This window comes from Levilactobacillus wangkuiensis, from assembly GCF_016861605.1.
GTDB classification, from domain to species: Bacteria; Bacillota; Bacilli; order Lactobacillales; family Lactobacillaceae; genus Levilactobacillus; species Levilactobacillus wangkuiensis.
The window spans coordinates 157,548-184,205 of record NZ_BOLM01000005.1 but is presented as its reverse complement, the minus strand read 5'-3'; the positions used below and the strand labels follow the sequence as shown (position 1 = coordinate 184,205).

Here is a 26,658-nt window from a genome sequence, read left to right as displayed (position 1 = left end):
TTATAAAGACTGGTGTAAATCCTGAGTAATCGCGGTCGGCTTATGTCGGCTGAGGAAAGTCCATGCTCGCACAGACTGAGATGTCTGTAGTGTTCGTGCTCGGTGAAAAAATAAGCCGGGGGACGTTAGCAATAACGTAACGGCGGGAAAACACGGCTACGGCTTCGGCTATGCCCTAGTATCCCTGAAAAGTGCCACAGTGACGATACGTCTAAGGAAACTTAGGCGGTGGAACGCGGTAAACCCCTCGAGCGGGCAACCCAAACTTTTGGTAGGGGCGCTTCACATATGGAAATGAACGAAATGTGGGGGGAGAGGAAACTCTCGAGATAGATGATTACTGCCAGTCAATCGTTTGCCTGAAACGGTTGGGTGGTACAAAACATGGCTTACAGGGATTTGCACCATGTCAGGTGGGTGGGAGCTTGCTCCCGCCTTTTTTTATGGTTATAATCGGGTTAAATGCCCAAGAACAGTGTAAAAATTAGCAACCCAGTAAAGTGAAGTAAGGAGGACGTTATGAAGAAATTTCATTTATACGCGGCCACTGCCAGTGGAATCGAAGCCATTGCCGGTCGTGAGTTACGAGACCTCGGGTACGATACCCAGGTTGAAAATGGCCGGGTCCGGTTTGACGGGACGATTGAAGACGTACTGCGGGCGAACCTGTGGTTACGGACCGCGGACCGGGTTCGGATCATCGTGGCAGAATTTGATGCCGTGACCTTCGACGAATTGTTTGAAGCCACTAAGGCCGTGGCCTGGGACGAACTGCTCCCCATGGACGCCGCTTTCCCAGTGGAAGGCCGTTCGAAGAAGTCCCAGCTCCACAGTGTGCCCGACGCCCAAGCCATCGTGAAAAAGGCCGTTGCCACTAAATTGGCGGCCGTTTATCACCGGCGGACGCGGATGCCTGAAACCGGCGCCACTTACCCCTTGGAAGTCATGATCGATAAGGACCACGTCATGCTGACGCTGGACACCACCGGTTCAAGTCTGTTCAAGCGGGGCTACCGGGTCGGCAAGGGTAGCGCGCCACTGAAGGAAAACATGGCCGCTGCCTTGATTGCCCTGACCAGTTGGCACAAGAACATGCCATTCTGGGATCCCGTGTGTGGGTCTGGGACCATTCCTATCGAAGCAGCCATGATTGGCCGCAACCTGGCCCCTGGGTTTAACCGGGACTTCACCTGCGAGACTTGGGATTGGGTGCCTCAAGAGCTGAGTGATAAGTTGCGTGACGAAGCCGATGCCAAGGCCGACTACGATACGCCACTACAGATCTTTGGGACCGATATTGATGAGAACATGGTGGCTATTGCCAAGCGTAACGCCCAAGAGGCCGGCTTGTCACAAGACATCACGTTTAGCCAATTAGCCGTCCAGGACTTTAAGACGGACATGGAAGATGGGGTCATCGTCGCCAACCCACCATACGGGGAACGTCTGAGTGATCAGGCCTCCGTTCGTGAACTTTACAAACAAATGGGACAAGTATTCAAGCCATTGACTGATTGGTCGAAGTATATTTTAACGGCTGATCTGGAATTTGAACACTTCTATGGTCAAAAGGCCACGAAGACGCGGAAGCTGTATAACGGGGCTTTGCGGACCGACTACTTCCAGTTCTGGGGCAAGCGCAAGCCACGGCACCAGGGTTAAGCCATGATTAAGACGGATTGTGTCTTTTGCCAGAAAAGCAGTATCGTCTTAGAAAATGACTTGGCCAAGGCGTTTTGGGACAATCATCCCGTGCGCCGCGGTCACCTGTTGATCGTGCCCAAGCAACACTACGCGACCTACTTTGATGTGCCAGCCGAAACGCGAGCGGCGATGGATGCGTTGACCTTTGAGGCCAAGGCCTTGCTGGATGAAAAATTTCAGCCGGCCGGGTATAACATTGGCATCAACGTGGCGTCGGCCGCCGGTCAAACGGTCATGCACGCCCACATTCACCTGATTCCCCGGTACGAAGGGGACGTCAAGGATCCGCGGGGCGGCATCCGCAAGATGATTCCGCGGGCCGTTCAGGGCTTGAGTCGGTTGAAACGAAAATAGAAATTGACGAAACGAATTTGGACTTCACGGTCTGGATTCGTTTTTTGTTGGACTATTTTGTAAAGTAACGGCTAACCCTGTATACTGAGCTTAACGGAAAAGGGTTTTTTATGATGAAATGGCGGAGTTTACTACTGGCAGGGATTGTGGCAATGGGGACATTAGGCATGGCCACGCAGGCCCAGGCAAAGCAAAAAGTTTTTAATTTGTACCAGAATTATGGTGCCCAGAAGACGCATAAGGCCTACTCGAGTAAGAAAGCCTACCCACTCAAGAAAACGTTCACCTTCAAAAATTCAGCGTATAAGATTAGATTGAATAATTTGTATGTGTATCAGGTTGCCAGTAAAAAGGCGAAGTACGCGACCTGGGCAAAGGTCACGGGAACTGCCTACAATAATAGTGATGATGGCTTTTACCGGTTCGGCAGAAACGTGATGGGCGGAATCTCCAATTATAATCTTGTGGGGTTCGAGAACACCATGACCAGCAACTTTATCTTTTCGGCCAAGAATAGTAAGAGCAAGCACATGTTAGTTAACGTGACCCCCAAGCAGGGAATCACGGCCGGTCCCAATTCAGCGTCGTCGTATTTGAAACCTCATCAGAAGAGTCAATTTGAGATGCTGCTGTATTCCAGAAAAAAGGTCACTAAGGTTGGTAAGATCGAGCTATCCTTTGCGACGTTGGCTTACGAAGGCCCCAAGGCTGATAAGGTCGTTAATGGTATTTATGATGGTCGACAAAAACTGAACTTGAAATAAACGATGTCCTATTAGGTGGATGTCGCCTAGCGACTCATAGTCTGAGTCCTGGTAAGCGGGTATGACGCCAGCTTACCAGGACTTGGGCTTTTTCTTGTTGTCAGTATCAATTTGGTAGGAAAAATGCAGGCAATGTCAGAAAATATCACCTATTTTCAAATCTTAATAATTTCATGAAAACGACTGGTACTAGTAAGATTAGTTCGTTAAACGTCCCAGCCAACCCGTTACTTTTGAAAATTCACTCGTGACTTTCATCAAAATGAGTGTTAGGATTTCTTACATCAAACGTAAAGAGGGCGCCGCTAATGAATCTTGCAAATACAGCATTCGTGTTGATTGCCAGCATTTTAGTCTTGTTTATGACTCCGGGATTGGCTTTTTTCTACGGGGGCCTGGTCTCCGAGAAAAACGTGGTCAACACGATGTTGTCGGTCTTTATTATGACTGGCGTGGCCATTTTGCTGTGGGTGTTCGTCGGCTACTCGCTGTCCTTTTCAGGCAATGTGCTCGGCGTCGTGGGCAATTTGCGCCATGCTTTCATGACCGGCGTCAATTTGGCTAGCCTGACCGCCAGTCATATTCCGGTCGGCGTGTATTCGCTGTTTCAAATGATGTTTGCCATTATTACCCCAGCTTTATTCGTTGGGGCCGTGGTTGGACGGATTCGGTTTAAATTTCTTTTGCTATTTCTGCTGGCGTGGTCCGTCTGCATTTACTACCCGATGGTGCATCTGGTTTGGAGTCCGGCAGGGTGGCTGGCTAAATTGGGTGTCTTGGACTTTGCCGGCGGGACCGTGGTGCACATCAATGCTGGGGTGACGGCCTTAGTATTGTCGGCCTGGTTAGGACCGCGGTTGGCCAAGGATCATCCCGGGCAACACTATAACTTACCGTGGGTCCTGTTGGGGACGGCCATCTTGTGGGTTGGCTGGTACGGCTTCAATGCCGGCAGCGCCCTTGCCGTCAATGGCGTGGCCGTTCAGGCGGCGATTACCAGTACGGTAGCCACGGCCACGGCGATGGTGGTCTGGATGTTCCTGGATATTTGGACGAATGGCAAACCCACGTTGGTCGGTGTCTGTACCGGCACGCTTTGCGGACTCGTCGCCATTACCCCAGCGGCCGGTTACGTGACCGTGATGGGGTCCGTGGCGATTGGCACCTTGGCGACCTTAGCCAGCTACGGCTTCATCGCGCTTTTAAAACCCAAGCTGGGAGTCGACGATGCTCTGGATGCCTTTGGCTGTCACGGGGTGAGCGGAATCGTTGGCAGTATCCTAACGGGAGTGTTCGCCAGTAAGGCTGTGAATCCGGCGGTCACCCAAAATGGGTTGATTTATGGTGGCGGTTGGCACTTGCTGGGGATTCAACTCTTGGCAACGGGCTTGACGATTGTCCTGGTTGCCGCGATGGGCAGCGGCTTGATTTTACTCTTGCGCCGGTTGACACCGATGCGGGTCGATGCGGCCGAAGAGGCCATGGGCCTGGATCAGGGGGAACATGGTGAGCAGGTCGACTACACGGTTGGGCTCAGTGAAAGGCTCACGGATTATCGGCCGGATCAGGAACTGTATGCACCCGAGTTCAAGGGGCAGCTCCAACACCTGCAAAAATGAGCTGGTGGTTGGCCGCTCCCGATGGCGGATTCAAAACTCCTGCAACACAGCCCACTCAGTAAAGTTAGTGACTTTCTTAAGGTTGCCCTAGATGATTGCCGTTTGCCCCCGAACTTGCTAAACTAAGGGTGTGTTTAGGGGACACACGTTTGAACAACCTTGGGGGGATTATGATGAATAAAGATCAATGGGCACTGATTGCCTTAGTTGTGTTAGCGGTTTGTGGGCTGAGCCTGGTGCTCCTACTCATGAAGTCACCGATGTGGGCCTTCGGTTTTCCAGTAGCGTTCGCTGGTTTAGGACTGGCATGCTACGGGATCGAAGATTTGATGACCAAGCTAACAAAGAAAAACAATCGCGAAGCTTAAATCTGAAGAGAATCGAAAAAATAAAGACGGCCAGTGAGCCGTCTTTTTTGTCGTGTCGAAAGAACGTGCTTGTTTGCGTCTTTACAGGGCCCACCTCGGCTTGCTAGAATGAGGAGGTAAAGGCGATGAGCGAAAAGTGACAGAACAACAAACAACGTCGGTAGCGGATGCCGGCGACTACCTCAAGGCGTTTGCCTGCACAGCGGTCATGTTGCAGACAGTTTTGAGCTGGGCGATAACCACGACGTCCGGGCAGTCGATGCAGGTTAGCCTCGCTTGGGTCTACCTGACTGTGAAATTTACGGCGCCGGCCTTCATCTGTGGCATTCTCTTCACCACGATTCGGACCACGGACGTGACGCAGCCGACCTATGGCCAGTATCTGCGTCAACAGTGGTCGGCGTTAGGGGTGCCGACGGTGTGGTGGTCGCTGGCGTACTTGCTCCTGCAACCCCAACTGCAACAACATCGGCCGTTTACAACACTGGGCCAGTTTGGCTGGCAGCTGATTAACGGAAATGCCGCGCCACACTTGTGGTACAACACCATGATGCTGCAGATCATTCTGCTGATGCCCCTGTGGTGGGCGATTCGGCGACAGGTCACGACGCGGCGCCGTTTCTGGTGGACTGCGGGCTTGAGTGGCGCCTGGATGTTCGGTTGGGTAGTCAGCTATCACCAGCTGATCACGCCCGCCGCACGGGTCGGTCACTGGTATTTGCTCGACCGGGTCTTCTGGGGCTTTGCCCTCTACGCGGTCTTGGGCATCCTGCTCTGGCTGGCTTGGTCACACATTTGGCAGTGGCGGTGGACGTGGGTACCGCTACTGGTTGGCGCACTGGCGACATTGGTCTGGCAAGTTCACGACCTGCTGGCCACGGGTCGGCCAATCACGTTGGCCCGCAGTAGCTACTACGCACCGGCAACGGTTTTCTACGGCCTGTGTGTGATTGGCTTGCTGGTGAGTTTGGCCGCGTGGCAACAACGGCAACGTGCTCGGGGGCTAGTGGTGATTCACTGGCTAGCGACCTATGCGTACCGCGCCTACTTGGCCAACGTCTTTTGGCTGGCACTGATTTGGCGCTTCGGCGGTCAGACGTTAACGGCGGCCCATCCCGTGAGCGGTATTTTGGTGAGTTACCTATTGACCTGGGCCTGGTCGTTTGCGACGGCGTACGGCATACATAGGATTTGGCAATGGATGAAAGGAACGGTGGCAAAATGACAACACCCGATAGGACCCAACCGGTTGAGCTGGTCACGATGATTATGGTGACGGACCCCCAGACGAAACGCGTTTTGGTGGAAGATAAAGTGAACGTGCCCTGGAAGGCGGGACACAGTTTTCCCGGCGGCCACGTGGAAGTCGGCGAAGCCTGCGCTCAGGCGGCTGTCAGGGAAGTGTTCGAGGAAACCGGCCTGCAGTTGGCGACGGTTGACTTCTGTGGGACGTGTGAGTGGTTCGACACGTCTCGGCAAAAACGGAAGCTGGGCTTGCTGTACCGCGGGGATACATTTACCGGTGAATTAAAGGCTAGCGATGAGGGCTGGGTCGGCTGGTTGCCGCTTAGCGAAATGACCCCGGCAAAGAGTGCCGAGAGTATGGCGGCACTGTTGCGGGTCTTCAATCGCGAGGTCCCGGCCGTGGTTAGCGATGCCTGGAATGGGCCGTTGGTCGATGATCTTCAGGACGAGTCGTAGGGGCTAGTCGCTTAGAATAGCTAGACGCAGAGTCGTTGATGTCGAGAGACGTTGGCGACTTTTTTCGTCGGCCCAACGACTAGAGAAATCACCAGTTAGCTAGAAGATTGGTAAGACGGTTTCGCGAGCACTATCCTGATATTTTTACCAATCAAGCAACGTTTATCTATTGTAAGCGGTTACAAAAACGGGTAAACTAAAGGTGTAAAGATTGTGATAAAGGGAGCGATAATCGTGAAATCAACTGTTCAAACGCAACGCTGGTACGGTTACTTCTTTATCGGGCTGAGTGTCGTGGCCCTAGGGATGACCGGCCTGCTGGCAATTCCAATGATTGATCGGGCACTGTTGTTGACGACGGCCCTCACGTTACTGGTGTACGGGCTGACGTACCAACCACGTATCAGTCGTGGTTGGTGGCGGCTATTACTAGGTGTGAGCGTTATTGTTGGCGTCGCCGATGTCGTCTTAACGTTGACGGTGGCTCCGGTCTTACTCACGGCTCTGTTTAGCTTTGCTTTACCGTTTGCATTTTTAAGTGTTTTATTAGGGTTCTTGAAACAACGTGTTCGGGCCTAGCCTGGTTGCACGAAAAAAGCGTCTGGGATGAAAAATTCCCGGACGCTTTTGATTTCTAATGCTGTATGGCTAAAATAGGCGAATAACCGCCAAGCCCACTCTTTTTACCCGAAGAGGGTGACCAAGATATCCCAGGTCATGTGCGTAGCGATGCCGGGCCACAGGGAATGACTGCGGGCGTACAACCACCCGAAGAGTAAGCCCAATAGGAAAACGGAGACCAGATTACTGATCCACAGCATGGGACTCATGGTGGGAACCGTCGTCAGGTAACGGGGGATGTGCATGCTGGCAAAGGCCAGTGCCTGAATCACGTTGGCAGTGGTGAGCGAGAATTTCTGTAACAGGGCATTTAGGAAGTAGCCCCGGAACAGGAACTCTTCACTGACGCCGACGACCAGGAAGTAGCGACCCCAGAATTGGGGGATGAAAGTGTGATTAACGTTCAGGTCGTGATGGGCCAACCAAAATTCACCCAGCAGATAAACAATGATAATGCCCCAGACGACATAGCCGGCGGCAAACCGCCATGCTGGTTGCCACTGCTTGGCATTGCTCAGGGTGAGACGTTGATGGTTGCGGTCAGCTTGATGGATGAACCACCAGGCCAGCCCTAACCAGACGGCTAATTTAATGGCATCGAGCGCCAATTCTTGGGGCCAACCGGTCAGGTATTTTTCGATGGGACTGTTGAGACCGACCTGAACGGCGAGCCAGATGAACCAACAACAGATAAATTGCAAAATAAGACGACGATTGGAGACGGGTTCAGACATAGACGACACTCTTTTCTTTGAATAGACGCATTAACTTTATTGTAAGACAAGTAGCCGTGAGAAGGGGCGTAAAAATGTGTAAGGATTGGTTAAAATAGGAGTAAGTACCACTAAATGCTTTATGTTAACGCTGTTTACATATAAAGTAATCAGTGTTAACATAAGGCTATAAACGTTACTACGAAAGGAATTCACCCCTATGACAAAATTACCTTACCATCGCGAGAATTTAGCAGCAGCAATTCAGCAACAGGCCCGACAGCAACTCGAAACGGCTGGGGCCGAGCAACTTTCTCTGCGGCAAATCGCCCGCTTTTTGGCAGTGACACCGGCCGCAGTCTATCGCCATTTTCCGGACAAGGCGAGTTTATTGGCAGCTTTGCGAACAGAAATCATGGCAGAAATAACGGCCACTTTACGTGAAAATGTGCTGGATTCAGCTGATGCGACAGCCATGCTTCAACGCATGGTCAGCAATCTTTTAGCTTACGCGGATCAGCATCCCCAAGCCGTGACCTTTGCCTTGACGGCACCATTGCCAACACCGGTCAGCTTAACGACTGTGCTGACTTTGTATGCCGCTCAAAAAGGCCAAGCGACTGTCGCACCGCAAATGGGGCAGGCAGTTTGGACGTTCTTAGTGGGCGTCCTGGTCCAATACCCACAGGATCAGGTTACTACGGACTGGGTCGTGACGATGATTGCACACTTACTGTAGAGAAACAGATTAAAGCAAATAGTTTAATAATTCACAAGAAATAGTAAAACTAAGTGAAACGATCACAAGCAAACAATATTCGCGTCAAACCGGTATTTTAGTCAAATTCGGCAATTAGAATACAATGAGAAAATTCACGGGCCTTTTAGAAGTAACCGTGCTACACTAAATTCATCTTGAAATTTGGAGGCGGTTACCATGGCAAAAACGGAAGCAGATTTCCTGGCTTTGGTGAAGCAGATTAGTTTGTTAGACATGAATTTATCCCTCGTGGGCTGGGACGCCCGGACGTACCTACCCAAGGACGGGGCAAGTTTTCGGGGCGAGCTGACGGCTTACATCGGCGCCAAAGAAATGGCACTGACCACGGGACCCGAGATGGGCGCATTTATCGCCTACTTCGCGGCACATCCCGAAGCACTCGATGCCAAGGGCCAACAGGTCTTGCGGCTGGTCAAGCGCGAGTACGACCTGAACCATGATATCCCGGCTGATGACTATGCAGCTTACCAGCGCACCATTTCGGATGCCCAACAGGTGTGGGAGACGGCACGTGAGGCCCAGGACTTTACGGTTCTCCAGCCGTATATTGAAAAAATTGTTGCCTACCAAAAGCAATTCATTCCTTACTGGCAAAATGGGCAGGCCACGCCCTACGACGTGTTGCTCGACCAGTACGAGCCGGGGATGACGGTCGCGCAGTTAGACCCCATCATGGAAACGTTAAAGGCGGGTATCAAGCACATTCGCGCGGTCATTGCGACCGGGACCGAACCGCGGGTGGACTTCATGAGCCGTGCCGTGCCCGAAGACGTTCAGGAGCGGGTGGTCCGCACCACGGTTGAACGCTTGGGTTACGACTTCAACAAGGGAGACCTGTCCCGTAGCATTCACCCGTTCACGGTGCCGCTGAACCGTAACGATGCCCGAATCACCAACCGGTATGGCCTTCATGACTTTCAAATGTCGTTGCTAGGTGGGATTCACGAGGCGGGGCACGGCCTGTACATGCAAAACTTTGACCCGGACTTTGACTACACGCCACTGTCTAACGCGCCATCGATGGGCCTGCACGAGTCGCAGTCGCTCTTCAACGAAATTTTCATCGGCCGCAACCCGGCGTTTTGGCAGGGGGCATACGGGCGTTTCCAGGCGGCCACTGGCGATATCTTTACGGATATCGATGAGCCCACGTTCTACCAGGGATTCATGGCCACCAAGCCGACACTGATCCGGACCGAAGCCGACCCGTTGACGTACCCGTTACACATCATCGTCCGTTATGAATTGGAAAAGGCCCTCTTCAATGGGGAAACCACGGTGGCGGAATTACCAGCGCTGTGGCGCCAGAAGTATCAGGAATACCTGGGCATCACGCCGGCTAACGACACCGAAGGCATTCTACAGGACATTCACTGGCCGGGTGGGGACTTCGGCTACTTTCCAACGTATTTGCTGGGACAAATTTACGCGGCGCAGTTCTACCACACGATGAGCCAGGCACTCCCAGTGGCGGACATCTTAGCCAGCGGCGACTACGCTCCGATCACCGAGTGGCGGCGAGAAAATATTTTCCGCTTGGGCGCTAGCGTGACGCCACAAGAGCTGGTTCAGCAGGTGACTGGGGAGTCGCTTAATCCACAATACTGGCTCGACTGGATGACCCGGACGTTCAAGGTGGCTTATCAGGTTCAGGACTAATGACTTTACTTTCTAAAAGTAAGTGATACACTTGGACTTAAGTTTTAACAGGAAACTACTTGCCCATAAACGGGGAACTAACTTAAAAAAGTGAGGTCACTTATCAATATGGAAACGAAATTTACTGAACTAGCCAAGCAACGCCGTAGCATCTATGCCTTAGGTCGTAACGTTAAGCAAACGTCTGACGAATTGACAGCCTTGATTGAAGACAACATCAAGAACGGTCCGTCATCTTTCAACAACCAAACGACGCGCGCCATCATTTTATACGGCGCCTCTCACGAAAAGTTGTGGGACATCGTGATTGACCGCCTGAAGCAAGAGGTGCCTAACGAAGAAGCCTTCGCCAAGACGACCGCTAAGATCAACAGCTTCAAGGCAGCCTTCGGGACGGTGCTCTTCTTTACCGAAACCAAGACGGTCAAGGAATTCGAAGACAACTTCCCACTCTACGCGGCCAACTTCCAGGACTGGTCCGAACAGTCACAGGGGAACGCCCAATTCTCCGTCTGGACGTCATTGGCTGAAAATGGCTTGGGTGCCAACTTACAACACTACAACCCCCTGATCGATGACGAAGTGCGCGCAGCCTTCAACGTCCCAGCTAGCTGGCGTTTACGGGCCCAACTGGACTTCGGTTCTATCGAAAGTCCCGCTGACCCTAAGGATTACATGAATGACGACGACCGCTTCATGGTCTTCAAGTAGTTTAACCAAAATAAAAGAGAACCCCGGACCACGCCATAGCGCGTGTTCGGGGTTCTTTTGCAGTTACGGGGAACTTTGCGGCCGCTTTCAGGGGATGAGTTATGCTAAAATGAAAGCGTGCTATCACGCGCCCCAACCAGGTCTTTGCCAACGTGAAAATCAGAGAGTCCGTGGCAGTTGTTCCCGCCGGCGGGCTCAAGGACCCCAGCTGTGGGGTCGGCTCCAGCCTGAGGGGCGGTCTTCCGCCTCGGCTTGAAACCGGGCAAAAAACCGCCCGTTTCCAAGGCCGTCCCATGCTCTAAGCTGAGAAAAACCGCTCAGCTAAGACCATCGACACAGCGGGGGACCTTGGCCCGCCTCTGGTCACGTACACGGACTGTCTGATTTGACCTTGACCGACGCCGAATTTCAAGCTTGTTCGGCCTATCTGGGTGGATTTACCAGGCAGTAAGGCCACGTTAACTTAGTTGGTCGATGTCAGTGACCAGAGGCGAGTCAGGATGACCAGCTGTGTCGATGGCGTTGGCTGAGGTCTCTCACTCAGCCTAGGCCATGGGACGACCTTGGAGACTGGGAACTTTCCAGGCTTCAAGGCGAGCTGGAAGACCGCTCCTCAGGCTGGAAGCGTTCCCCACAGCAGGGCTTCCTGAACTCGCCGCCGGGAACGGTCAGACCAGTTAAGTTAACGTTGGGGCGTTAGCTTGTGCTTTCTAACATCAATTAGGGGGTCAGTATCGTTATGGAAAAACGCATTGCCATTATTGGCGGCGGTATCGTGGGTGCGACCGCTGCGTATTATTTAAGCACCTTGCCCGGAAGCGAGCAGACCAAGGTCACGTTGTTTGATGACGGGACCGGACAGGCGACCACGGCCGCCGCGGGCATCATTTCGCCGTGGCTGTCTAAGCGCCGGAATCAACGCTGGTACCGGTTGGCTAAGGCCGGGGCAGATCTATTCCCCGAATTGATTCATGACGCCCAATTGGGCACCGACGTGTATCAACAGACTGGGACCATTGTGACCCGTGAAGTGCCAACGGACCTGGAAACGCTGCTTGATTTGGCCCAGGAACGCCGGCAAGACGCCGCGACTATGGGGACCGTGACGACGTTAAATGCCGCCGAGGTCCAGGCCAAGGTGCCATTGCTGTCGCGGGCCCAACCCGGGGTCTTCATCACCGGTGGGGCGCGGGTCGATGGGGCGGCTTTGGTCAGTGGTTTGCTGGCTAAGGCAACCCAGAAGAACCTGACGATTCGTCGCGAACGCGTCAGTCTCGATGCACAGGGCCAAGTCCTGACGTCATTGGGGGCCCGGCAGTTTGACCGTGTCATCATCGCGGCCGGGGCCTGGCTCAAGGAGCTCGTGGCACCCCTAGGCATCACCGCTGCCGTGCGACCACAAAAGGGCCAGCTGATTGAGCTGGCCGTCAAGGATTATCCGTTGAATGAAAATATGCCCGTCGTCATGCCCGAAGGTGAACGTGATTTCGTGCCGTTTGGCCATGGCAAATTGATTGTCGGGGCGACCCACGAAGACGACGGGAAGTTTAATTTGGCCGCCGACCCGGCCGTCACCGCCGATCTATTGGCCAGTGCCCAACGGCTGATGGCTGACGTGACCGCGGACAACATCACGGGTGTTCGCGTGGGGACACGGGCCTACACGGCCGACTTCGCGCCATTCTTTGGACCGATTCCGGACCAGGAGAAATTTCTCGTGGCCTCTGGACTGGGCTCATCCGGCTTAACGACCGGGCCGCAAGTCGGGCGGTTGTTAGCGGGCTCCGCGCTGTACGGCGGTACGCCAGACTGGAGCGAATACGAGCTGCCACTGACGACTTACTTAACGTCTTCGGCGGAATGAAGGGCCTGATTGGCTAGGGTGTGGGCGCCGCGGTTCTGCTTTTCGGGAACCCATTGCGTGAGCACCAGCTGAAACGGTGCCTGTGCGGCCAACAGGTCATCGACTAACTGTTGGTAGTGTTTGGCGTAATGCTTGGCGACACTATCGTTGACGATTTGACTGTCGGTATAGAACAGGACGGTCGTGTGCGCCGGGTCGGTCGCTAGCGTGGCCAATTTTTCAAAGCCTAGCCGGGCAATTTCAAACTCGGCGGTGTGGTTGGTCGTGGCCGTCAGGGGCGCACTTAGTTGCGTCTGCTGGTGGTCGTGAATGATCAGGATTCCCCCGGCACTCAGACCCGTCTGGGGTTGTGTCGCGGCATCCGTATATAGAGAAAACATGGAATCACTCCAATTCTTTCGTGAGGTGTTTAAACCAATGATAACCCAGGAACGACGATTTTTGTATCAACCGAATCCCCTCAGCAGCATTATCAACTGGAGCTGGACGCTCATCGTCCTGTTGATGGGGGCCATTTTCTGGCTCGAAGTCACCCATTTTAACTGGTATACGCTGGGGTTCTTCGTGGCCTTTGCGTTCTTGTGCTGGTTAGAGATTCATTTTAGAAATATCACCATGGCCAATGGCGTCTTGACGGTCAGTACCGTCTTGAATCACCACCACCTGGTCATCCCGTTGAATCAAGTCCGCAGCGTGCAACAGTCCCGGTACCGGTTGGGCATTGTGGCGCAGGGCAAGATTTATCAATTCTTATTACCACGGAACTCGGCAATCGAACTCGCCAGCCTCTTGCAGGATGCGATGGTTGCCAACGGCGTGAAGGAGGAAAATTAGTGAGCGATATTGAAATTTCACAAAAAACACAGTTAGAACCCATTGAACAGGTCGCGGGCAAGGTCGGCTTGACCCCCGACCAGATCGAACCCTACGGCCATACCAAGGCCAAGATCAACCTCCCACTGACGGGCAACCATACCCCGGGTAAATTGGTGCTGGTCACCTCGATCAACCCCACACCCGCTGGTGAAGGCAAGTCGACCGTCGTTGTGGGGTTGGGGGATGCCCTGAACCTATTGGGTCATCAAACTGTTTTGGCCTTGCGGGAACCGTCGATGGGCCCCGTCATGGGGATGAAGGGTGGCGCGACCGGGGGTGGCTACGCCCAAGTGGTACCCATGGAAGACATCAACCTCCATTTTACCGGGGACATGCACGCGCTGACCGAGGCGCATGACACCCTGGCCGCTCTGATCGATAATCACATCCAACAGGGCAACGAGCTGAACCTGGACCCCCGCCAAATCGTGTGGAAACGGGTCTTGGACATCAACGACCGTGAGCTACGCCAGACCGTTATTGGCCTGGGTGGCCGGACGTCCGGGGTGCCCCGGCAAGATGGCTTTGACATTACCGTGGCCAGTGAATTAATGGCCGTGCTGTGTCTGAGTGAAGACCTGACGGACCTTAAGCGCCGGGTCAACCGCATCCTGATTGGCTACACTTATGACAAGGAACCGGTGACGGTCGGCGACTTGAAGGTCGGTGGGGCCATCACACTCCTGTTGAAGGACGCCATCAAGCCCAACCTGGTCCAAACGCTGGCGCACAACCCGGCCATCATTCACGGTGGGCCATTTGCCAACATCGCCCACGGCTGTAACTCGGTGCTCGCGACCCAGACGGCCCTGCAACTCGGCGATTTTGCCGTGACGGAAGCCGGCTTTGGGGCCGACCTCGGTGGGGAAAAGTTCATGGATATCAAGACCCCCGTGCTCGGTCAAACGCCAGATGCCGTGGTAATTGTCGCCACGGTACGGGCCCTCAAGTATAACGGTGGGGTCAAGCGCGCCGACCTGGAAGCAGAAAACCTCGACGCCCTGCAACAAGGGAGTGCCAACCTAAAGCGCCACATCACCAGCATGCAACAATACGGGGTGCCGGTCGTGGTCGCCATCAACCGTTTCACCAGCGATACGGACGCCGAAATTGCGGCCTTAACGGCTGACGTGACCGCCTGGGGCGTTCCCGTCGCCACCACGACCGTTTGGGCCGATGGGGGTGCCGGTGCCACTGATTTGGCCGAAAAGGTCGTCACGGCCACGCAACAGCCTAAACATTTCAAACGACTCGCACCAGCTGGCACGGACCTGATGACGCAAATGACGGCCATCACTCAGAAAATTTACGGTGGGGCCAAGGTCGAGTTGTCGGCTAAGGCCGCTCGCCAGTTGAAGACCTTTGCCAAGCACGGCTGGGACAAGTTGCCCGTCTGCATGGCCAAGACTCAATACTCCCTGACGGACGATGCCCACCAATTGGGTGCACCCACGGACTTCACGATTCACGTGCGCGAGTTTGCGCCACGGTTGGGGGCCGGGTTTGTGGTTGCCATGACGGGGAACGTGCTGACGATGCCAGGGCTGCCAAAGCACCCGGCCGCACTGGACATGGATATCGATGCAGACGGCAAGATCACTGGGTTGTTCTAAGGATTAAATCTGTCGTTGGTAGCGCCTCCGGGCCGGTGAAAATGGGCCGTGGCGCTGTGGGCGCACGTCTGGAGCCTGAGAAGCGGTCTCCAGACTTACTTTGAGCCGGAGAGCGCGTCTCAAAGATAGCAGTTACCTAAGCGGGAAACCCGCTAAGGTAACTCCCACGGCTGAGCCCATTTTCACCAGCCCTGCGGCTAACATGGATTTAGCCCGGCACAACGCCGTGACCTTTCCCAGAGTATTTTAGGATTGGACTGCATGTGTTGGCGTCGATGTCTGAAGGCGGTGTCTCGCTGGCTTCGATAGCAAGTCTATGGGCTGCCGTGAGAACCAGCCGTGCGCCTTGGCGCGCCTCTGGTCACTTCTACGACCGGCCCAGTTTTCCCAGCCCTGCGGCTGACACGGATTTAGCCCGGCACAACGCCGTATTTTTGCCATGGCTCTTGCCTGATTTCAATGTGACAGGATGGTTTGTCCAATCAAACTAGTCGAGCTGACACTAGTTGTTAAATTGTCAGTGGTTGAATCCAGTTTTAAATTAAAATAAACATTGCGTGTGTGATTTCGCGCAATTAATAATCGAAGAAGCGTTAGTTACCTTTCTAAATGATTGGGAACTAGCGCTTTTTGCTGTTCTTTGGGTGGGAGATTGGCATAATTAACGAAAAGGGTGGTTGTTAGCAAAAAAAATGATAGAATGATTATAATATGAGAGAATTATTAAAATTGAGATACTGCTTAAAGGGGTGAGCCAATGAAATTTGTGAATAAGAAATTAGTGGGGCTGGCGATTTTTACCGCGGTGCTGGCAGGGTTGTCGACGCCGTTTAATGCCGCAATGTATGCCTTTATCTTTCATATCATTGAGACCAAGCACGTTAGTTGGATTGTGCCGTTTGTGATTGTCATTATTTTGGGCTACTTTGGGTTCAGTCTGGCCACGTACTTGAATACGGTCGTGATCAACAAAAATGTGGTCACGGTCAATCGGCGGTTGAAGACGCAGCTGTTGCGGGGGCTGTTACAGCGGCGAACCGTGGATTCCAAGGATTTTGTGGCGACGAATCTGTCCTTTTTCATGAACGATTTGAAATTGCTGGAGGACAACTATATTCGCCAGCTGTTTGCGTTAATCAGCGTGCTAGTGACCTGCGTCGTGACCCTGGCCTATTCGCTAGCCAATAACGTTGAGCTGACGCTGGTCTTCATGGTCTTCATGATTTTTCCCTCAGCGATTCCGCGTTTATTCCGGAACCGGATCAATGTGCGCAGTGAGGCCTGGTCGCGGCGTAACAGTCAGTGGTCGGGGACGCTGAAGGACGTGTTGAAGGGTGCCCTGGCGTTGCGTCAATACCGAGCGTTACCGGGAATCGAACCAAAAACGACGGCGGCCATTCAAAACGTGGAGCACGCCAACGCCGCCATGAAAAATGAAATCGCCCTGTCCAACGCGGTGGTGGAAGCCATTTTCTACGTCTGTACGCTGATTCCCATCGGCATTGGGATCTACGCCACGATTCAAGGCCGCATTAGCTTGTCCCAGTTTGTCGCGATTCAGTACTCGTCGAACTGGATCATCAACAGTGCCGGTCAAGTCGTGAACAGCTTTAACACGCTGAACAGCACCGGCAAGATTCGCCAGCGCATCAAGAACGCGGTCCAACCGGTCAATGAGCCGGCGGCGGTCACGGCTGGTTTTGAAAAATTAACCCTGACGCAACTCGGCTTTAACCGACAGGAAACACCTATCTTGCACGATATCGATCTGGCCGTTTCCCGGGGCGAAAAAATTCTGATTCAAGGGGAATCCGGCAGTGGCAAGACGACGCTACTGCGACTGATTGATGGGGCCTTGGCGCCGAGCAGCGGGCAGGTCGCCATCAACGGCGGCCCCGTCAAGCAGTACGCGGGGATGAGCACGGTCAATCAGTCACCAATTGTGTTTAACGACACCCTGCGTTTCAATTTGACATTGGGCCTGGACTTCACGGACGAAGCGGTCACCCACGCCTGTCAGGAGGCTGGTCTCATGGACCTGGTCGACCGCGACGGCTTGGACTACCAAATCGGGGATGAGGGCCAGAACCTGTCGGGCGGGCAGGTGAAGCGACTAGAGATTGCTCGCGCCATTTTATTCGACCGCGAACTGATCTTCATTGACGAAGGCACGGCGTCACTGGACGAGCAAACCTCAATCGCCATTCACCAAACAATCCTGCGCTTGCCCAAGACCATCATCGAGGTCGACCACCACATCCCACCGGAAGTCCGGCCGTTGTTCGACCACGTGTACCAGTTGCGGGATGGTCAGTTGACGATGCAAGCGTGAGTTGAAACAAAACAGGATACGAAAAAAATAAGCAATAAGAAATGAAGGCGAACAAGAAATGAATCGATTGCGGTCGCCAAAAAAATGCATGAATCAAGCGGATTCGAGAATGGTAGAAAACAAATCTTGAATTTTTGAAGGAGTTGAGCTGAATGCATATTCTTTTTCAAATTAATGCGCTGTTAAGATTTTTAATAGAAATGATAACTCTAATAACATTATCTTTTGTAGGTTTTACAAAATATAAGTTACCACTTAATTTACTGATGGGGATTTTAGTACCAATTGTAATTTATGTGATTTGGTCTGTTTGTATGGCTCCTTTATCACCAAACAGAGTGGACCTACGTTTGAGAGTAACGATTGAGATTGTCATTTTTGGTCTCTGTAGTTATATGATAATAACTAAAATGTCAGTTCGTGTAGGGACTGTATATGGAGTTGTAGTTGGTCTGAATGCAATAATGGCACACATTGGAGATGGAATATATGGCAGTAGTTTATAAAATGGAAAATGTTTATTAAAGACTAAGCAGAAAACCTGCGATTTTAATCGCGGGATGAATGCCAGAACTTAATAATCTTTTGAAACATATGTTCCCCTGCAAGGCTAAACATGGTATACTTAATCCAATCTACAGGGGAGGTATCCATTGGTTAAACTAGGGCGAACAATTAAGTTGAGACTCTATCCAGACACGAATCAAGCAGAACAATTTCTAACAATGAGTCAAGAGTATCAACGATTAGCTAATGTTGTTAGTCAATGGATTTTTGACCACGAGTTTCAGTTAAGTTGGTTAAAGATCAATCACCATCTGTACAAAATATTTAGGCAAGAATCACCACTCAATAGTCAGATGGTCCAGTCTGTCTTTCGGACAGTGGTGGCTCGTTACAAGACAGTTCAGGAACAGATGAAACAGCATCCTTACTGTTACAAGAACGAAGAACACAAGTGGATTCAAGTTCCTAGAGACCTGAACTGGTTGGTGAAACCCATCCAGTTTCGGCGACCCCAAGCGGATTTGGTTCGCCATAGCAATTATTCTTTTGTAGAAGGCATGCAACAAATCTCGATAACCACTCTAGGTAAACGGACTAAGTTGGGATTCACTGATAAAGGATTCGAGAAATACTTCACCGAGGATTGGAAACTGGGTACCGCTAAGCTGGTCCACACCCAGGGGAAGTGGTTTTTGCATATTGGTATCACAAAGGAAAGTAGTGATTTCAATCCCAAGGATAGCCCTCAAATTGTGGGTATTGACCGTGGCCTGCGCTTTCTAGCGACTATCTTTGATAGTGAAGGCAAGGCACTATTCTTTGAGGGTAAAAAAATCTTACTTAGACGAAAGAAGTTCCTGGAGATTCGCCGGCAACTACAAAGTAAAGGTACTAAATCTGCCAAGAAAAAGTTGAAACGGCTAGCGCAACGAGAGAACCGCTGGATGACCGATGTGAATCATTGGTTAGCTAAGACACTCGTTACACGATATGGCTCACACACACTTTTTGTCCTGGAAGACTTAACCAACGTAACATTCAACACCGATGATCTGCCTAAGTCCTTACGAAACAGCCATCGTTCCTGGTCTTTCTTCCAGCTAGAATCATTCTTAACGTACAAGGCTCAGGCTATTCAGAGCACCGTCGTAAAAGTGAATCCAGCATTCACTTCACAGAGATGTCCGAAGTGTGGCCTAGTTGAGAAGACTAATCGTCATCACGAAACTCACGAGTATTGGTGTGCTCAATGCCAGTATCGTTGTAACGATGACAGATTAGGGGCAATGAATATTGAGATGTTGGGCCAAGAATGGTTGAGTGGTGTCAAGAAACCAAAGATTAAAAAGCTAACAACTGTTGGGTAGATCCTGATAGTTAAACGGGTAGCTGTCAATTACCCGATGATGTTGCCACTACGAGTAGGAGTGCCTAACCGGCATGTTGGACTACTGTGTCGCCAGACACGTGAGCGACAAGCCTCTGAATTAATTCAGGGGCAATTGACCGAGAATTGTGTTCAATATCGATTCACTCATATCAAGCTTTTTAGCTATACCAGTTAGGGCTTTCAACAACCGATCCAAAGCATTAGTGAATGCAATTTCTGGTAAGGGTCGATCATCCTGGTTCTCTCGTTGCGCTAAGGCCAAAATATCATAACCTATTAGGACCAGTGCCATGTGGCCGCAAAGTCCGTCGTAGCTTTGAATCTGGGCTTTATCGAATTGAAGATATTGTTTGGCAACTTTGAAATAGCCTTCAATCTGCCAGCGACGAGCATACATTTGAATGATCTCTTGCGGGTGAAAATCAGAGGCTGAATGATGCATATTAGACATGGGCATAGATTCTCCTTGTATACTTTTTTAGACGACTCAAATATACAAGCATGGAGTAATCCATGTCTATTTTTGTACAGTAAAGGCCCGGCATGCCGGGCCTTTACTGTACAATTTAACTTTCAACCTTTAGGTAAATAAACTAAACGTAATCAGAAAATGACAGTGCTCCTTGAAACCAGCGCGCCAACGTCAGCCGTGCGGGTGGTCAAACTGGCCCAGCTGGGGAATTTGAGTGGGCGGGAACCTGAACGTTGGTGAAGTCATCAAAGTCTGAGGTAGGGAAACAGGCAACTTTGCTTGAATCCTGGAGCCAGAGACCAGTGGGGTGACTACCTGTGTCGGGGGTGTTTGACCGGTGGACTTCCGGTCTTACAGCCCGGGACGACCTGAAAGATCCGCGGGTTTCGGGGCTTTGAGGCGAAGGTGAAGACCGCTCTTTGGCTTCACCTGGTCCCCACAGGTAGTCGCCCCGCTGGTCGGCGGCGGAAGGATTCAGACAAAGTGGGAATTTTCTAGTGTGGAGAAGGGCGCGGGGGGCCATTTTCTGGTATACTTTTCGGTAACGACTTATAGGAAAGGTGTTCCGGATTTTATGCTGATTGCAGATACAATCTTAATCGTGCTACTGGTGGTCATTGACCAGTGGATCAAGCACGCGGTAGTGGTCAACATCGCCCTTGGTGGCGAGCACCCACTCATCCCCGGCTTCCTGTCGCTCACGCACCTGCGTAACGACGGGGCCGCCTGGAGTATTTTACAGGGCCAAATGTGGTTCTTTACGGTCATCGCCATTGTGGCGTTAGGCATCATGGGCTACTTTTTCTGGCAGTACCGCAATCAGAAAGAACACTGGGTAGAGGAACTCGGCCTGACTCTGATGATGGCGGGCACGATTGGTAACTTTATTGATCGCCTGCTGCAAGGCTACGTGGTCGACATGTTCCAACTCGATTTTATTAATTTTCCAATCTTTAACTTCGCCGACAGCTGTTTAACGGTCGGCGTCATCTTAATCGCGATTGGCGTGTTCTTAGCCGATCGACGGGAGGCACAGTGATGCAAGAAACAGATTTTCAAGTAACGACTTCAGACCGGCTGGATAAATTGGTGGCGGATAACGTGGACACGATTTCCCGCTCACAGGCGAAAAATGCCATCGAGGCCGGCCAAATCACGGTCGACGGCCAGCCAGTCAAGCCTAAGGCCAAGCCCAAGGTCGGCGCGACGGTGCACATTGCACTGCCAGACCCCGTTCCTTTGGATTTGACCCCCGAAAATATTCCCCTCGACATTGTTTACGAAGATGACGATGTTATCGTGGTCAACAAGCCCCAGGGGATGGTCGTCCATCCCGCCCCCGGGCACCCGGACCATACGCTGGTTAACGCGCTGCTGTACCACAGCCCGTTGTCGAGCATTAACGGCACCCTGCGGCCCGGCATCGTCCACCGCATCGACAAGGACACCTCGGGCCTGTTGATGGTGGCCAAGAATGATCACGCCCATCAGAGTTTGTCGGCCCAGTTACAGGCCAAGACCAATCTGCGAGAGTACGTGGCCATCGTGCACGGCAACTTCAAGGAAGAGAACGGGACCATCAACGCGCCCCTGGGCCGGTCACCGAAGGACCGCAAGAAGCAGGCCATCGTCGCTGACGGGCGGCCAGCCGTGACCCATTTCCGGGTGCTGGAGCGTTATGGGAATTATTCCCTGGTCGCTTGTCGCTTGGAAACTGGCCGGACCCATCAGATCCGCGTCCACATGGCCTACATCAACCATCCCGTTGCGGGTGACCCGTTGTACGGCCCCAAGCACACGCTAAAGGGGGCGGGCCAGTTCCTACACGCCCGTGAATTGGGCTTTAAGCAACCCACGACCGGTGAACAGTTAGACTTCACCGCGCCGGTTCCCGAAAACTTCGCCAAGGCCGTGCGCCACTTGCGCCAGCAGGCGGGGTTACCGGTTGACAAAGCAATTTAGTTTTCTTAAGCTAGCACTAATCAGATAAACGGGTTTGCCGAATCAGGCGGGCGGGTTTCTTCACCATTTTGCCGAAGAAATGCGCCCGTTTCCTGCACTTACGCTAACGCCGTGAAACTTTTAAGGAGGAAATACAGATGGCAAAGGTAGTTGTGGACGCAATGGCAATGCAACGGGCCCTGACCCGGATTACTTACGAAATTATCGAACGCAATAAAGGGGTCGATGATCTCGTCATTTTAGGCATTAAAACGCGGGGCGTTTACCTCGCGCGACGGATTGCTAGTCGCTTGCAACAACTAGAAAACGTCACGGTTCCCGTGGGTGATCTGGATGTCACGCCGTACCGCGACGACATCGAGCACGATGCTCAGGGCGAACCCGAAGTTACGGCGACCAACATGGATTTCTCGGTCGCTGGTAAAAAGGTGATCCTGGTGGACGACGTCTTGTACACCGGTCGCACCATTCGTGCAGCCATGAGTGCCGTCATGGACTTGGGCCGGCCCAAGAGCATCAATTTGGCCGTTTTAGTCGACCGGGGCCACCGGGAACTCCCGATTCGGGCGGACTTCGTTGGCAAAAATATTCCGAGCTCCCAGCGCGAACGGATCAAGGTCTCTGTCAGTGAAATTGACGACCGTGACGCCGTGGAGATTCAACAGGCATAAGGGGCAAGGGGGTCGATTTTACATGGCAAAACGCTATTTGATTTTAGAAGACGGCTCGGCCTACGCCGGTGAAGGCTTCGGTGCCGGTGCCACGACGAGCGGAGAGGTTATCTCCAATTTAAATCTATTAGGCTATCAGGAAACGATTACCGATCAAATCTACCACAACCAAATTATTATCTTTGCCCAGCCAGCCATTGGTAACGTTGGCATCAACCACGATAGCTACGAGTCGATTTTGCCCACGGCCAAGGGGATGGTGGTTCGAGACGTCACGAACATCTCGACCAACCGTTTATCCCGGCTGTCCCTTGACGAATTTCTCCAGCAGCACAACATTCCCGGCATCAGTGGCATTGATACGCGCCACCTGATCCGGAAGCTCCGCCAAGAAGACGGGCCGATGAAGGGCAGTATCGTGGATGTGGCCGATGCCCATGCCTTTGATCAGCTGAACGCCACGGTGCTGACGAACCGGCAAGTCGACCAGGTGGCCACGCCTAAGCCCTATCCGAACCCGGATACGGGGAAAAACGTGGTCGTCATTGACTTCGGTCTGAAGCATGGGATTTTGCGGCAGTTATCCGAGCGCCGCTGTAACGTCACGGTCTTGCCGTGGACGGCCAGCGCCCAGGACGTCTTGAACCTGGATCCGGACGGGGTCTTACTCTCCACCGGGCCCGGCTCACCACTCGACCTCGGCGAAGGAGTCCTCGACATGATTCGCGAGGTCCAAGCGGAGATTCCACTCTTTGCGATTGGCCTGGGTCACGAGCTCTTTGCCCTGGCCAACGGGGCGGAGCTGACCATGCTACCGGTTGAATATCACGGCAGCAGTCATCCTATTCGCCGAATCATTACCAACGATATTATTTATGCGACACAGGGTCAGGGGTACGCGGTGGTTGCCAAGTCAATCGACCGCGACCGCCTGATCACCACCTACGTGGACCTGATCAACGGGACCGTCCAAGGGTTACGCCACCGGGACTTTCCGGCTTTTTCGGTGCAATTCTTTGCGGACGGCGCCCCGGGTCCTCACGAGAGTCGCGATTTATTTGATGAATTTATGGAAGCCATGACAGCACGCCGGGAGGGATAAGCTTGCCAAACTTGGATAACATTCAAAAAGTTTTGATCATCGGCGGCGGGCCAACCGAGATCGGTCACGAAACGGAACTCGATAGTGCCACGGTCCAGATCATTACCAGCTTTAAGAAGCACGGGGTGCGGACCCTGATCATTGACAACAACCCGTTCTCCGTCGCGTTGGAAGAGATTCAGCCGACCAACATGTACGTGCAGGCGGTCACAACCGCTAATGTCCGTCACATTATTGAAAAAGACCGGCCCGATGCGATTTTGCCGACACTGGGTGGCCTGCTAGGCATTCGAATTGCCCAGGAACTGGTTGAAAATGGCGACCTGGCCAACTTTGACGTGCGCCTGCTGGGGATGCCCACCACGACCTTGCAGCAGATCAACAATCCGGCCGACTTGAACGCCACGCTCAAGGAAATTCATGAGCCCGTGATTGAGGCCCAAGTCGTGGGTACCCTCGACGAGGCGCGGGGCCTGGTCGAAAAGATTGGGTTCCCCCTGATTGTGAAGCCGGTAGCGCCCAGACTGGACACCAACCGGACCGTCTGTGACAACGTGGATGACATGTTTAACGCGTTGACGCAGGGCTTCCAACAGTCCCGTTTTGACCAGTGCACCCTGGAACGCAGCGTGATCGGGTACAAGGAAATCGAAATGGTGGCCGTCAGAGACGTCGCCGACACCGAGGTCCTGATTGCCGGCTTGGAAAACGTCGATACGATTGGGATTCACTCCGGCGACTCCATTCTGGTAACGCCACCCCAAACGCTCAACGACCGTGAGTATCAAGACTTGCGGGACGCCACGTTTCGGATTGCGACCGAGCTGGGCATCGTCGGGGTCTTACACCTGCACTTTGCCCTGAACCCGGCGAACCAACACTTCTACGTGACCAAGATTGCGCCATACTTCTCGCGGGGCGTGGCATTGGCGGCTCGGACGACCGGCTATCCGATTGCCCTGGTCAATGGTGCCTTGCTGCTGGGCCAGAAGCTGGTCGACGTCAAGCTGCCGAGCCAGTACGTCAAACAGACCGCCATCATGGAGCCAACCATCGACCACGTGAGCGTACGGATTCCCATTTGGCCCTTTCAAGAGGTCCCCGATGCCGACCAGCATCTGAATACCGTCATGAAGGCCGTGGGCTCGACCGTCGGCGTGGGTCGTTCGGTCGAAGAGGCCATGTTAAAGGCCGTGCGGAGCTCGCAGTTCTCGCCACGAGATGTCTTGCCCTCCGTCAGCAATCTGACCGACGGGGAAATGATTCGGCAACTGATCCATCCGTTGGCGAACCGAATTCTGGTGTTAATTGAAGCCTTGCGGCGGGGATACGCGCCAGAAGAGTTGAGCGAATTAACGAAAATTGATAACTACTATTTCGTGAAACTCCGCCATTTGTTAACGATTGAAAAAGAAATTCAAGACAACCCCTTAGACGTTGCCATCCTAAAACGGGCCCGGTACTACGGGTTCGGGGACGGGATGATCGCCCGTATCTGGCAAACGGATACGGCCACGATTCGCCATCTCTCAGCACAGGCCAAGATCACGCCGACCTACAAGATGATCGAACCGACCGCCGGGGAATTTCCCGAGAATCTCAGTGGCTACTACAGTACCTTCGAGTACGAAAATGAGAGTCAGCCCCTGGGCGACCGGACCGCGCTGGTCTTGGGTCGGGGCGGGAATCAGTTAGGCCCCAACTCCGCGGCGGAATACTTCACGACGGAAATGCTCAAACAACTGAAGCGCGCCGGGTACCATACTATTTTGATGAATACCAACCCGAATGCCGTGGGCGTGGCACCGGAATTTACCGAGAAACAGTACGTCGACCCGATTCAACTGGGGGATGTGCTCAACGTGATTCAGGTCGAGCACCCCGACATCGTCATCGTCCCGGGGAACCGGCACTACCTGACCCGCGAGTTGGGCAAATTGCCAATAAACCTGCACGTCCTACCACCCGACCAAGAAACGGGCGAACCCGCTCCGGAAATGGCGACGATTGGCGTCAGCCTGTTTGTGCATAAGCAACAGAAGATTGCGGTCGGCGTCATGGACATGATTGCCCCCGGCATTAACAAGTCGTTGGCTCAGGTCACGGCCTTCCGGATGCCGGCGGAACTGCCCAAGGCCAAGCGCGTCAACCTGGTCGAACAGGCCAAGGAGGCCGTGAGTGAACGGCAGGTCACGGGGATGATCCAAGTTCTCTTTGCCCCCAAGAGCGATGACTCACAACAGCTAGTCGTCGTTGGCGTGCGGCCGACGCGGTTGACCGAGATGGCCTTTCTGAGTAAGGTTACCGGGGTCAACTGGGTCCGCATGCTGACGCGGCAACACATTGGCACGCTGGACGAAGGGGAGCTGGCCAAAATCAGCATTGATCTGAACAGCACCCGGGTCGCCTTGATGAACGCGGCCTTCCCGTTCCGGCAGTTACACGTGTTAAACCGGCCGGGGACCACGGATCAAGAAGTTGGGGCGACGATTGCGTTTGGGTCTAGCGAGGCGCTGACGCTGACGAACCTCAGCGACACCTCCGAGCTCGACCAAATCATCAACCGCACCATCTGACCATTGGCTGGTTACACTGTCGTTGTCATCGCCTCCGGGCTGGTGAAAACTGGGCCGTGACGCTGTGGGGAGGACGCCCCGAGCCAAAGGGCGGTCTCGGGACTTGCTTTGAGCCGCGAAGAGCGCGTCTCAAAGTCACCATGACCTGAGGGAAACCCTCAGGTCATCCCACGGCTGAGCCCATTTTCACCAGCCCTGCGGCTGACACTGGTTTAACCCGCCGGTCGACTGGGTTCGGTGAATGGATTTGGTCGACGGGGTCTTAGAATTTGCTGAATTTTAGATTGATCAAATAATG

Annotated in this window: 24 protein-coding genes, 1 other RNA gene and 1 pseudogene; 23 read left to right on the top strand and 3 right to left on the bottom strand. The window is 53.1% G+C overall.

The window, feature by feature from the left end:
- Positions 1 to 17: 17 nt before the first annotated feature.
- The 9 genes from rnpB (at position 18) to JUF13_RS05550 (ending at position 7,089) form a co-directional block, all read left to right on the top strand.
- An RNA gene (gene rnpB, locus JUF13_RS05590) (RNase P RNA component class B) lies at positions 18 to 397 on the top strand.
- A gap of 122 nt (positions 398 to 519) precedes the next feature.
- The gene (locus JUF13_RS05585) at positions 520 to 1,662 is read left to right on the top strand and encodes a THUMP domain-containing class I SAM-dependent RNA methyltransferase (protein WP_125762479.1); all 1,143 of its coding nucleotides are present in this window, start codon (positions 520 to 522) and stop codon (positions 1,660 to 1,662) included.
- Positions 1,663 to 1,665: 3 nt separating this feature from the next.
- Positions 1,666 to 2,058 (top strand): HIT family protein, encoded by a 393-nt coding sequence (locus JUF13_RS05580; RefSeq protein WP_203638319.1) that lies wholly within the window; start codon positions 1,666 to 1,668, stop codon positions 2,056 to 2,058.
- Positions 2,059 to 2,168: 110 nt separating this feature from the next.
- Positions 2,169 to 2,822 (top strand): hypothetical protein, encoded by a 654-nt coding sequence (locus JUF13_RS05575; protein WP_203638317.1) that lies wholly within the window; start codon positions 2,169 to 2,171, stop codon positions 2,820 to 2,822.
- A 308-nt stretch (positions 2,823 to 3,130) separates the two neighbouring features.
- On the top strand, positions 3,131 to 4,441 hold the full coding sequence (locus tag JUF13_RS05570; protein WP_203638315.1) for an ammonium transporter: 1,311 nt from the start codon (positions 3,131 to 3,133) through the stop codon (positions 4,439 to 4,441).
- 173 nt (positions 4,442 to 4,614) lie between these two features.
- Positions 4,615 to 4,809, top strand: a complete 195-nt coding sequence (locus JUF13_RS05565; protein WP_125762487.1) for a hypothetical protein — start codon at positions 4,615 to 4,617, stop codon at positions 4,807 to 4,809.
- Positions 4,810 to 4,945: 136 nt separating this feature from the next.
- Complete coding sequence (locus JUF13_RS05560) at positions 4,946 to 6,034, top strand: acyltransferase (RefSeq protein ID WP_203638313.1); 1,089 nt, start codon at positions 4,946 to 4,948, stop codon at positions 6,032 to 6,034.
- Positions 6,031 to 6,510 (top strand): 8-oxo-dGTP diphosphatase, encoded by a 480-nt coding sequence (locus JUF13_RS05555; protein ID WP_225893672.1) that lies wholly within the window; start codon positions 6,031 to 6,033, stop codon positions 6,508 to 6,510. Before JUF13_RS05560 ends, JUF13_RS05555 begins: the two co-directional genes overlap by 4 nt.
- A gap of 234 nt (positions 6,511 to 6,744) precedes the next feature.
- The gene (locus JUF13_RS05550; RefSeq protein WP_203638310.1) at positions 6,745 to 7,089 is read left to right on the top strand and encodes a hypothetical protein; all 345 of its coding nucleotides are present in this window, start codon (positions 6,745 to 6,747) and stop codon (positions 7,087 to 7,089) included.
- A gap of 104 nt (positions 7,090 to 7,193) precedes the next feature.
- Here the strand turns inward: JUF13_RS05550 and JUF13_RS05545 are convergent, their stop codons facing one another.
- Entirely contained in the window at positions 7,194 to 7,865 is a 672-nt protein-coding gene (locus tag JUF13_RS05545) for a CPBP family intramembrane glutamic endopeptidase (RefSeq protein ID WP_203638308.1), read from the bottom strand.
- A gap of 199 nt (positions 7,866 to 8,064) precedes the next feature.
- On the opposite strand from JUF13_RS05545, the gene JUF13_RS05540 reads away from it, so the two are divergent.
- The 4 genes from JUF13_RS05540 (at position 8,065) to JUF13_RS05525 (ending at position 12,859) form a co-directional block, all read left to right on the top strand.
- Positions 8,065 to 8,583: a TetR/AcrR family transcriptional regulator gene (locus JUF13_RS05540; RefSeq protein WP_203638306.1), complete on the top strand. Its 519-nt coding sequence runs from the start codon at positions 8,065 to 8,067 to the stop codon at positions 8,581 to 8,583.
- A 198-nt stretch (positions 8,584 to 8,781) separates the two neighbouring features.
- Positions 8,782 to 10,284: a carboxypeptidase M32 gene (locus tag JUF13_RS05535; RefSeq protein ID WP_203638305.1), complete on the top strand. Its 1,503-nt coding sequence runs from the start codon at positions 8,782 to 8,784 to the stop codon at positions 10,282 to 10,284.
- A 108-nt stretch (positions 10,285 to 10,392) separates the two neighbouring features.
- The gene (locus JUF13_RS05530; RefSeq protein ID WP_203638303.1) at positions 10,393 to 10,995 is read left to right on the top strand and encodes a nitroreductase family protein; all 603 of its coding nucleotides are present in this window, start codon (positions 10,393 to 10,395) and stop codon (positions 10,993 to 10,995) included.
- Between the two features lie 739 nt (positions 10,996 to 11,734).
- Positions 11,735 to 12,859, top strand: a complete 1,125-nt coding sequence (locus tag JUF13_RS05525) for an NAD(P)/FAD-dependent oxidoreductase (RefSeq protein ID WP_203638301.1) — start codon at positions 11,735 to 11,737, stop codon at positions 12,857 to 12,859.
- On the opposite strand, the gene JUF13_RS05520 is transcribed toward JUF13_RS05525, so the two are convergent.
- Positions 12,835 to 13,239 carry a ribonuclease HI family protein gene (locus JUF13_RS05520; protein WP_203638299.1) on the bottom strand — a complete coding sequence of 135 codons (405 nt, stop codon included), beginning with the start codon at positions 13,237 to 13,239 and terminating at the stop codon, positions 12,835 to 12,837. The two genes, JUF13_RS05525 and JUF13_RS05520, sit on opposite strands and share 25 nt — an antisense overlap.
- Before the next feature lie 37 nt (positions 13,240 to 13,276).
- Between JUF13_RS05520 and JUF13_RS05515 the strand changes: the two genes are divergently transcribed.
- The 5 genes from JUF13_RS05515 (at position 13,277) to JUF13_RS05495 (ending at position 19,554) form a co-directional block, all read left to right on the top strand.
- Complete coding sequence (locus tag JUF13_RS05515; RefSeq protein ID WP_203638297.1) at positions 13,277 to 13,693, top strand: EbsA family protein; 417 nt, start codon at positions 13,277 to 13,279, stop codon at positions 13,691 to 13,693.
- Positions 13,693 to 15,348 carry a formate--tetrahydrofolate ligase gene (locus JUF13_RS05510; protein ID WP_203638296.1) on the top strand — a complete coding sequence of 552 codons (1,656 nt, stop codon included), beginning with the start codon at positions 13,693 to 13,695 and terminating at the stop codon, positions 15,346 to 15,348. Before JUF13_RS05515 ends, JUF13_RS05510 begins: the two co-directional genes overlap by 1 nt.
- 757 nt (positions 15,349 to 16,105) lie before the next feature.
- The gene (locus tag JUF13_RS05505; protein ID WP_203638294.1) at positions 16,106 to 17,680 is read left to right on the top strand and encodes an ATP-binding cassette domain-containing protein; all 1,575 of its coding nucleotides are present in this window, start codon (positions 16,106 to 16,108) and stop codon (positions 17,678 to 17,680) included.
- Between the two features lie 152 nt (positions 17,681 to 17,832).
- Complete coding sequence (locus tag JUF13_RS05500; RefSeq protein WP_203638292.1) at positions 17,833 to 18,186, top strand: YrdB family protein; 354 nt, start codon at positions 17,833 to 17,835, stop codon at positions 18,184 to 18,186.
- Between the two features lie 147 nt (positions 18,187 to 18,333).
- Complete coding sequence (locus JUF13_RS05495; protein ID WP_203638290.1) at positions 18,334 to 19,554, top strand: RNA-guided endonuclease InsQ/TnpB family protein; 1,221 nt, start codon at positions 18,334 to 18,336, stop codon at positions 19,552 to 19,554.
- Between the two features lie 120 nt (positions 19,555 to 19,674).
- Here JUF13_RS05495 and JUF13_RS05490 read toward each other — a convergent pair.
- Positions 19,675 to 20,004, bottom strand: a pseudogene (locus tag JUF13_RS05490) (transposase); the annotation flags it as partial.
- 619 nt (positions 20,005 to 20,623) lie between these two features.
- Here JUF13_RS05490 and lspA point away from each other — a divergent pair.
- The 5 genes from lspA to JUF13_RS05465 all read left to right on the top strand — a co-directional run bounded on the left by lspA (position 20,624) and on the right by JUF13_RS05465 (position 26,360).
- Positions 20,624 to 21,088: a signal peptidase II gene (gene lspA / locus JUF13_RS05485; RefSeq protein WP_125762514.1), complete on the top strand. Its 465-nt coding sequence runs from the start codon at positions 20,624 to 20,626 to the stop codon at positions 21,086 to 21,088.
- Positions 21,088 to 22,011, top strand: coding sequence for an RluA family pseudouridine synthase (locus JUF13_RS05480; protein ID WP_203638287.1), 924 nt, complete (start codon positions 21,088 to 21,090; stop codon positions 22,009 to 22,011). The genes lspA and JUF13_RS05480 overlap by 1 nt, the downstream gene beginning before the upstream one ends.
- 137 nt (positions 22,012 to 22,148) lie before the next feature.
- Positions 22,149 to 22,682, top strand: coding sequence for a bifunctional pyr operon transcriptional regulator/uracil phosphoribosyltransferase PyrR (gene pyrR, locus JUF13_RS05475; RefSeq protein WP_203638285.1), 534 nt, complete (start codon positions 22,149 to 22,151; stop codon positions 22,680 to 22,682).
- A gap of 22 nt (positions 22,683 to 22,704) precedes the next feature.
- Positions 22,705 to 23,784, top strand: coding sequence for a carbamoyl phosphate synthase small subunit (locus tag JUF13_RS05470; protein ID WP_203638284.1), 1,080 nt, complete (start codon positions 22,705 to 22,707; stop codon positions 23,782 to 23,784).
- Between the two features lie 2 nt (positions 23,785 to 23,786).
- The gene (locus JUF13_RS05465; RefSeq protein ID WP_203638282.1) at positions 23,787 to 26,360 is read left to right on the top strand and encodes a carbamoyl phosphate synthase preATP-grasp domain-containing protein; all 2,574 of its coding nucleotides are present in this window, start codon (positions 23,787 to 23,789) and stop codon (positions 26,358 to 26,360) included.
- The last annotated feature ends 298 nt before the right edge of the window (positions 26,361 to 26,658 follow it).

Coding starts and splice junctions, on each gene's coding strand:
- JUF13_RS05580 (WP_203638319.1), top strand. CDS start 1,666: ATGATTAAGACGGATTGTGTCTTTTGCCAGAAAAGCAGTATCGTCTTA.
- JUF13_RS05470 (WP_203638284.1), top strand. CDS start 22,705: ATGGCAAAACGCTATTTGATTTTAGAAGACGGCTCGGCCTACGCCGGT.
- JUF13_RS05565 (WP_125762487.1), top strand. CDS start 4,615: ATGAATAAAGATCAATGGGCACTGATTGCCTTAGTTGTGTTAGCGGTT.
- pyrR (WP_203638285.1), top strand. CDS start 22,149: ATGGCAAAGGTAGTTGTGGACGCAATGGCAATGCAACGGGCCCTGACC.
- JUF13_RS05480 (WP_203638287.1), top strand. CDS start 21,088: ATGCAAGAAACAGATTTTCAAGTAACGACTTCAGACCGGCTGGATAAA.
- JUF13_RS05525 (WP_203638301.1), top strand. CDS start 11,735: ATGGAAAAACGCATTGCCATTATTGGCGGCGGTATCGTGGGTGCGACC.
- lspA (WP_125762514.1), top strand. CDS start 20,624: ATGCTGATTGCAGATACAATCTTAATCGTGCTACTGGTGGTCATTGAC.
- JUF13_RS05505 (WP_203638294.1), top strand. CDS start 16,106: ATGAAATTTGTGAATAAGAAATTAGTGGGGCTGGCGATTTTTACCGCG.
- JUF13_RS05545 (WP_203638308.1), bottom strand. CDS start 7,865: ATGTCTGAACCCGTCTCCAATCGTCGTCTTATTTTGCAATTTATCTGT.
- JUF13_RS05535 (WP_203638305.1), top strand. CDS start 8,782: ATGGCAAAAACGGAAGCAGATTTCCTGGCTTTGGTGAAGCAGATTAGT.
- JUF13_RS05500 (WP_203638292.1), top strand. CDS start 17,833: ATGCATATTCTTTTTCAAATTAATGCGCTGTTAAGATTTTTAATAGAA.
- JUF13_RS05520 (WP_203638299.1), bottom strand. CDS start 13,239: ATGTTTTCTCTATATACGGATGCCGCGACACAACCCCAGACGGGTCTG.
- JUF13_RS05555 (WP_225893672.1), top strand. CDS start 6,031: ATGACAACACCCGATAGGACCCAACCGGTTGAGCTGGTCACGATGATT.
- JUF13_RS05515 (WP_203638297.1), top strand. CDS start 13,277: ATGATAACCCAGGAACGACGATTTTTGTATCAACCGAATCCCCTCAGC.
- JUF13_RS05530 (WP_203638303.1), top strand. CDS start 10,393: ATGGAAACGAAATTTACTGAACTAGCCAAGCAACGCCGTAGCATCTAT.
- JUF13_RS05585 (WP_125762479.1), top strand. CDS start 520: ATGAAGAAATTTCATTTATACGCGGCCACTGCCAGTGGAATCGAAGCC.
- JUF13_RS05570 (WP_203638315.1), top strand. CDS start 3,131: ATGAATCTTGCAAATACAGCATTCGTGTTGATTGCCAGCATTTTAGTC.
- JUF13_RS05540 (WP_203638306.1), top strand. CDS start 8,065: ATGACAAAATTACCTTACCATCGCGAGAATTTAGCAGCAGCAATTCAG.
- JUF13_RS05575 (WP_203638317.1), top strand. CDS start 2,169: ATGATGAAATGGCGGAGTTTACTACTGGCAGGGATTGTGGCAATGGGG.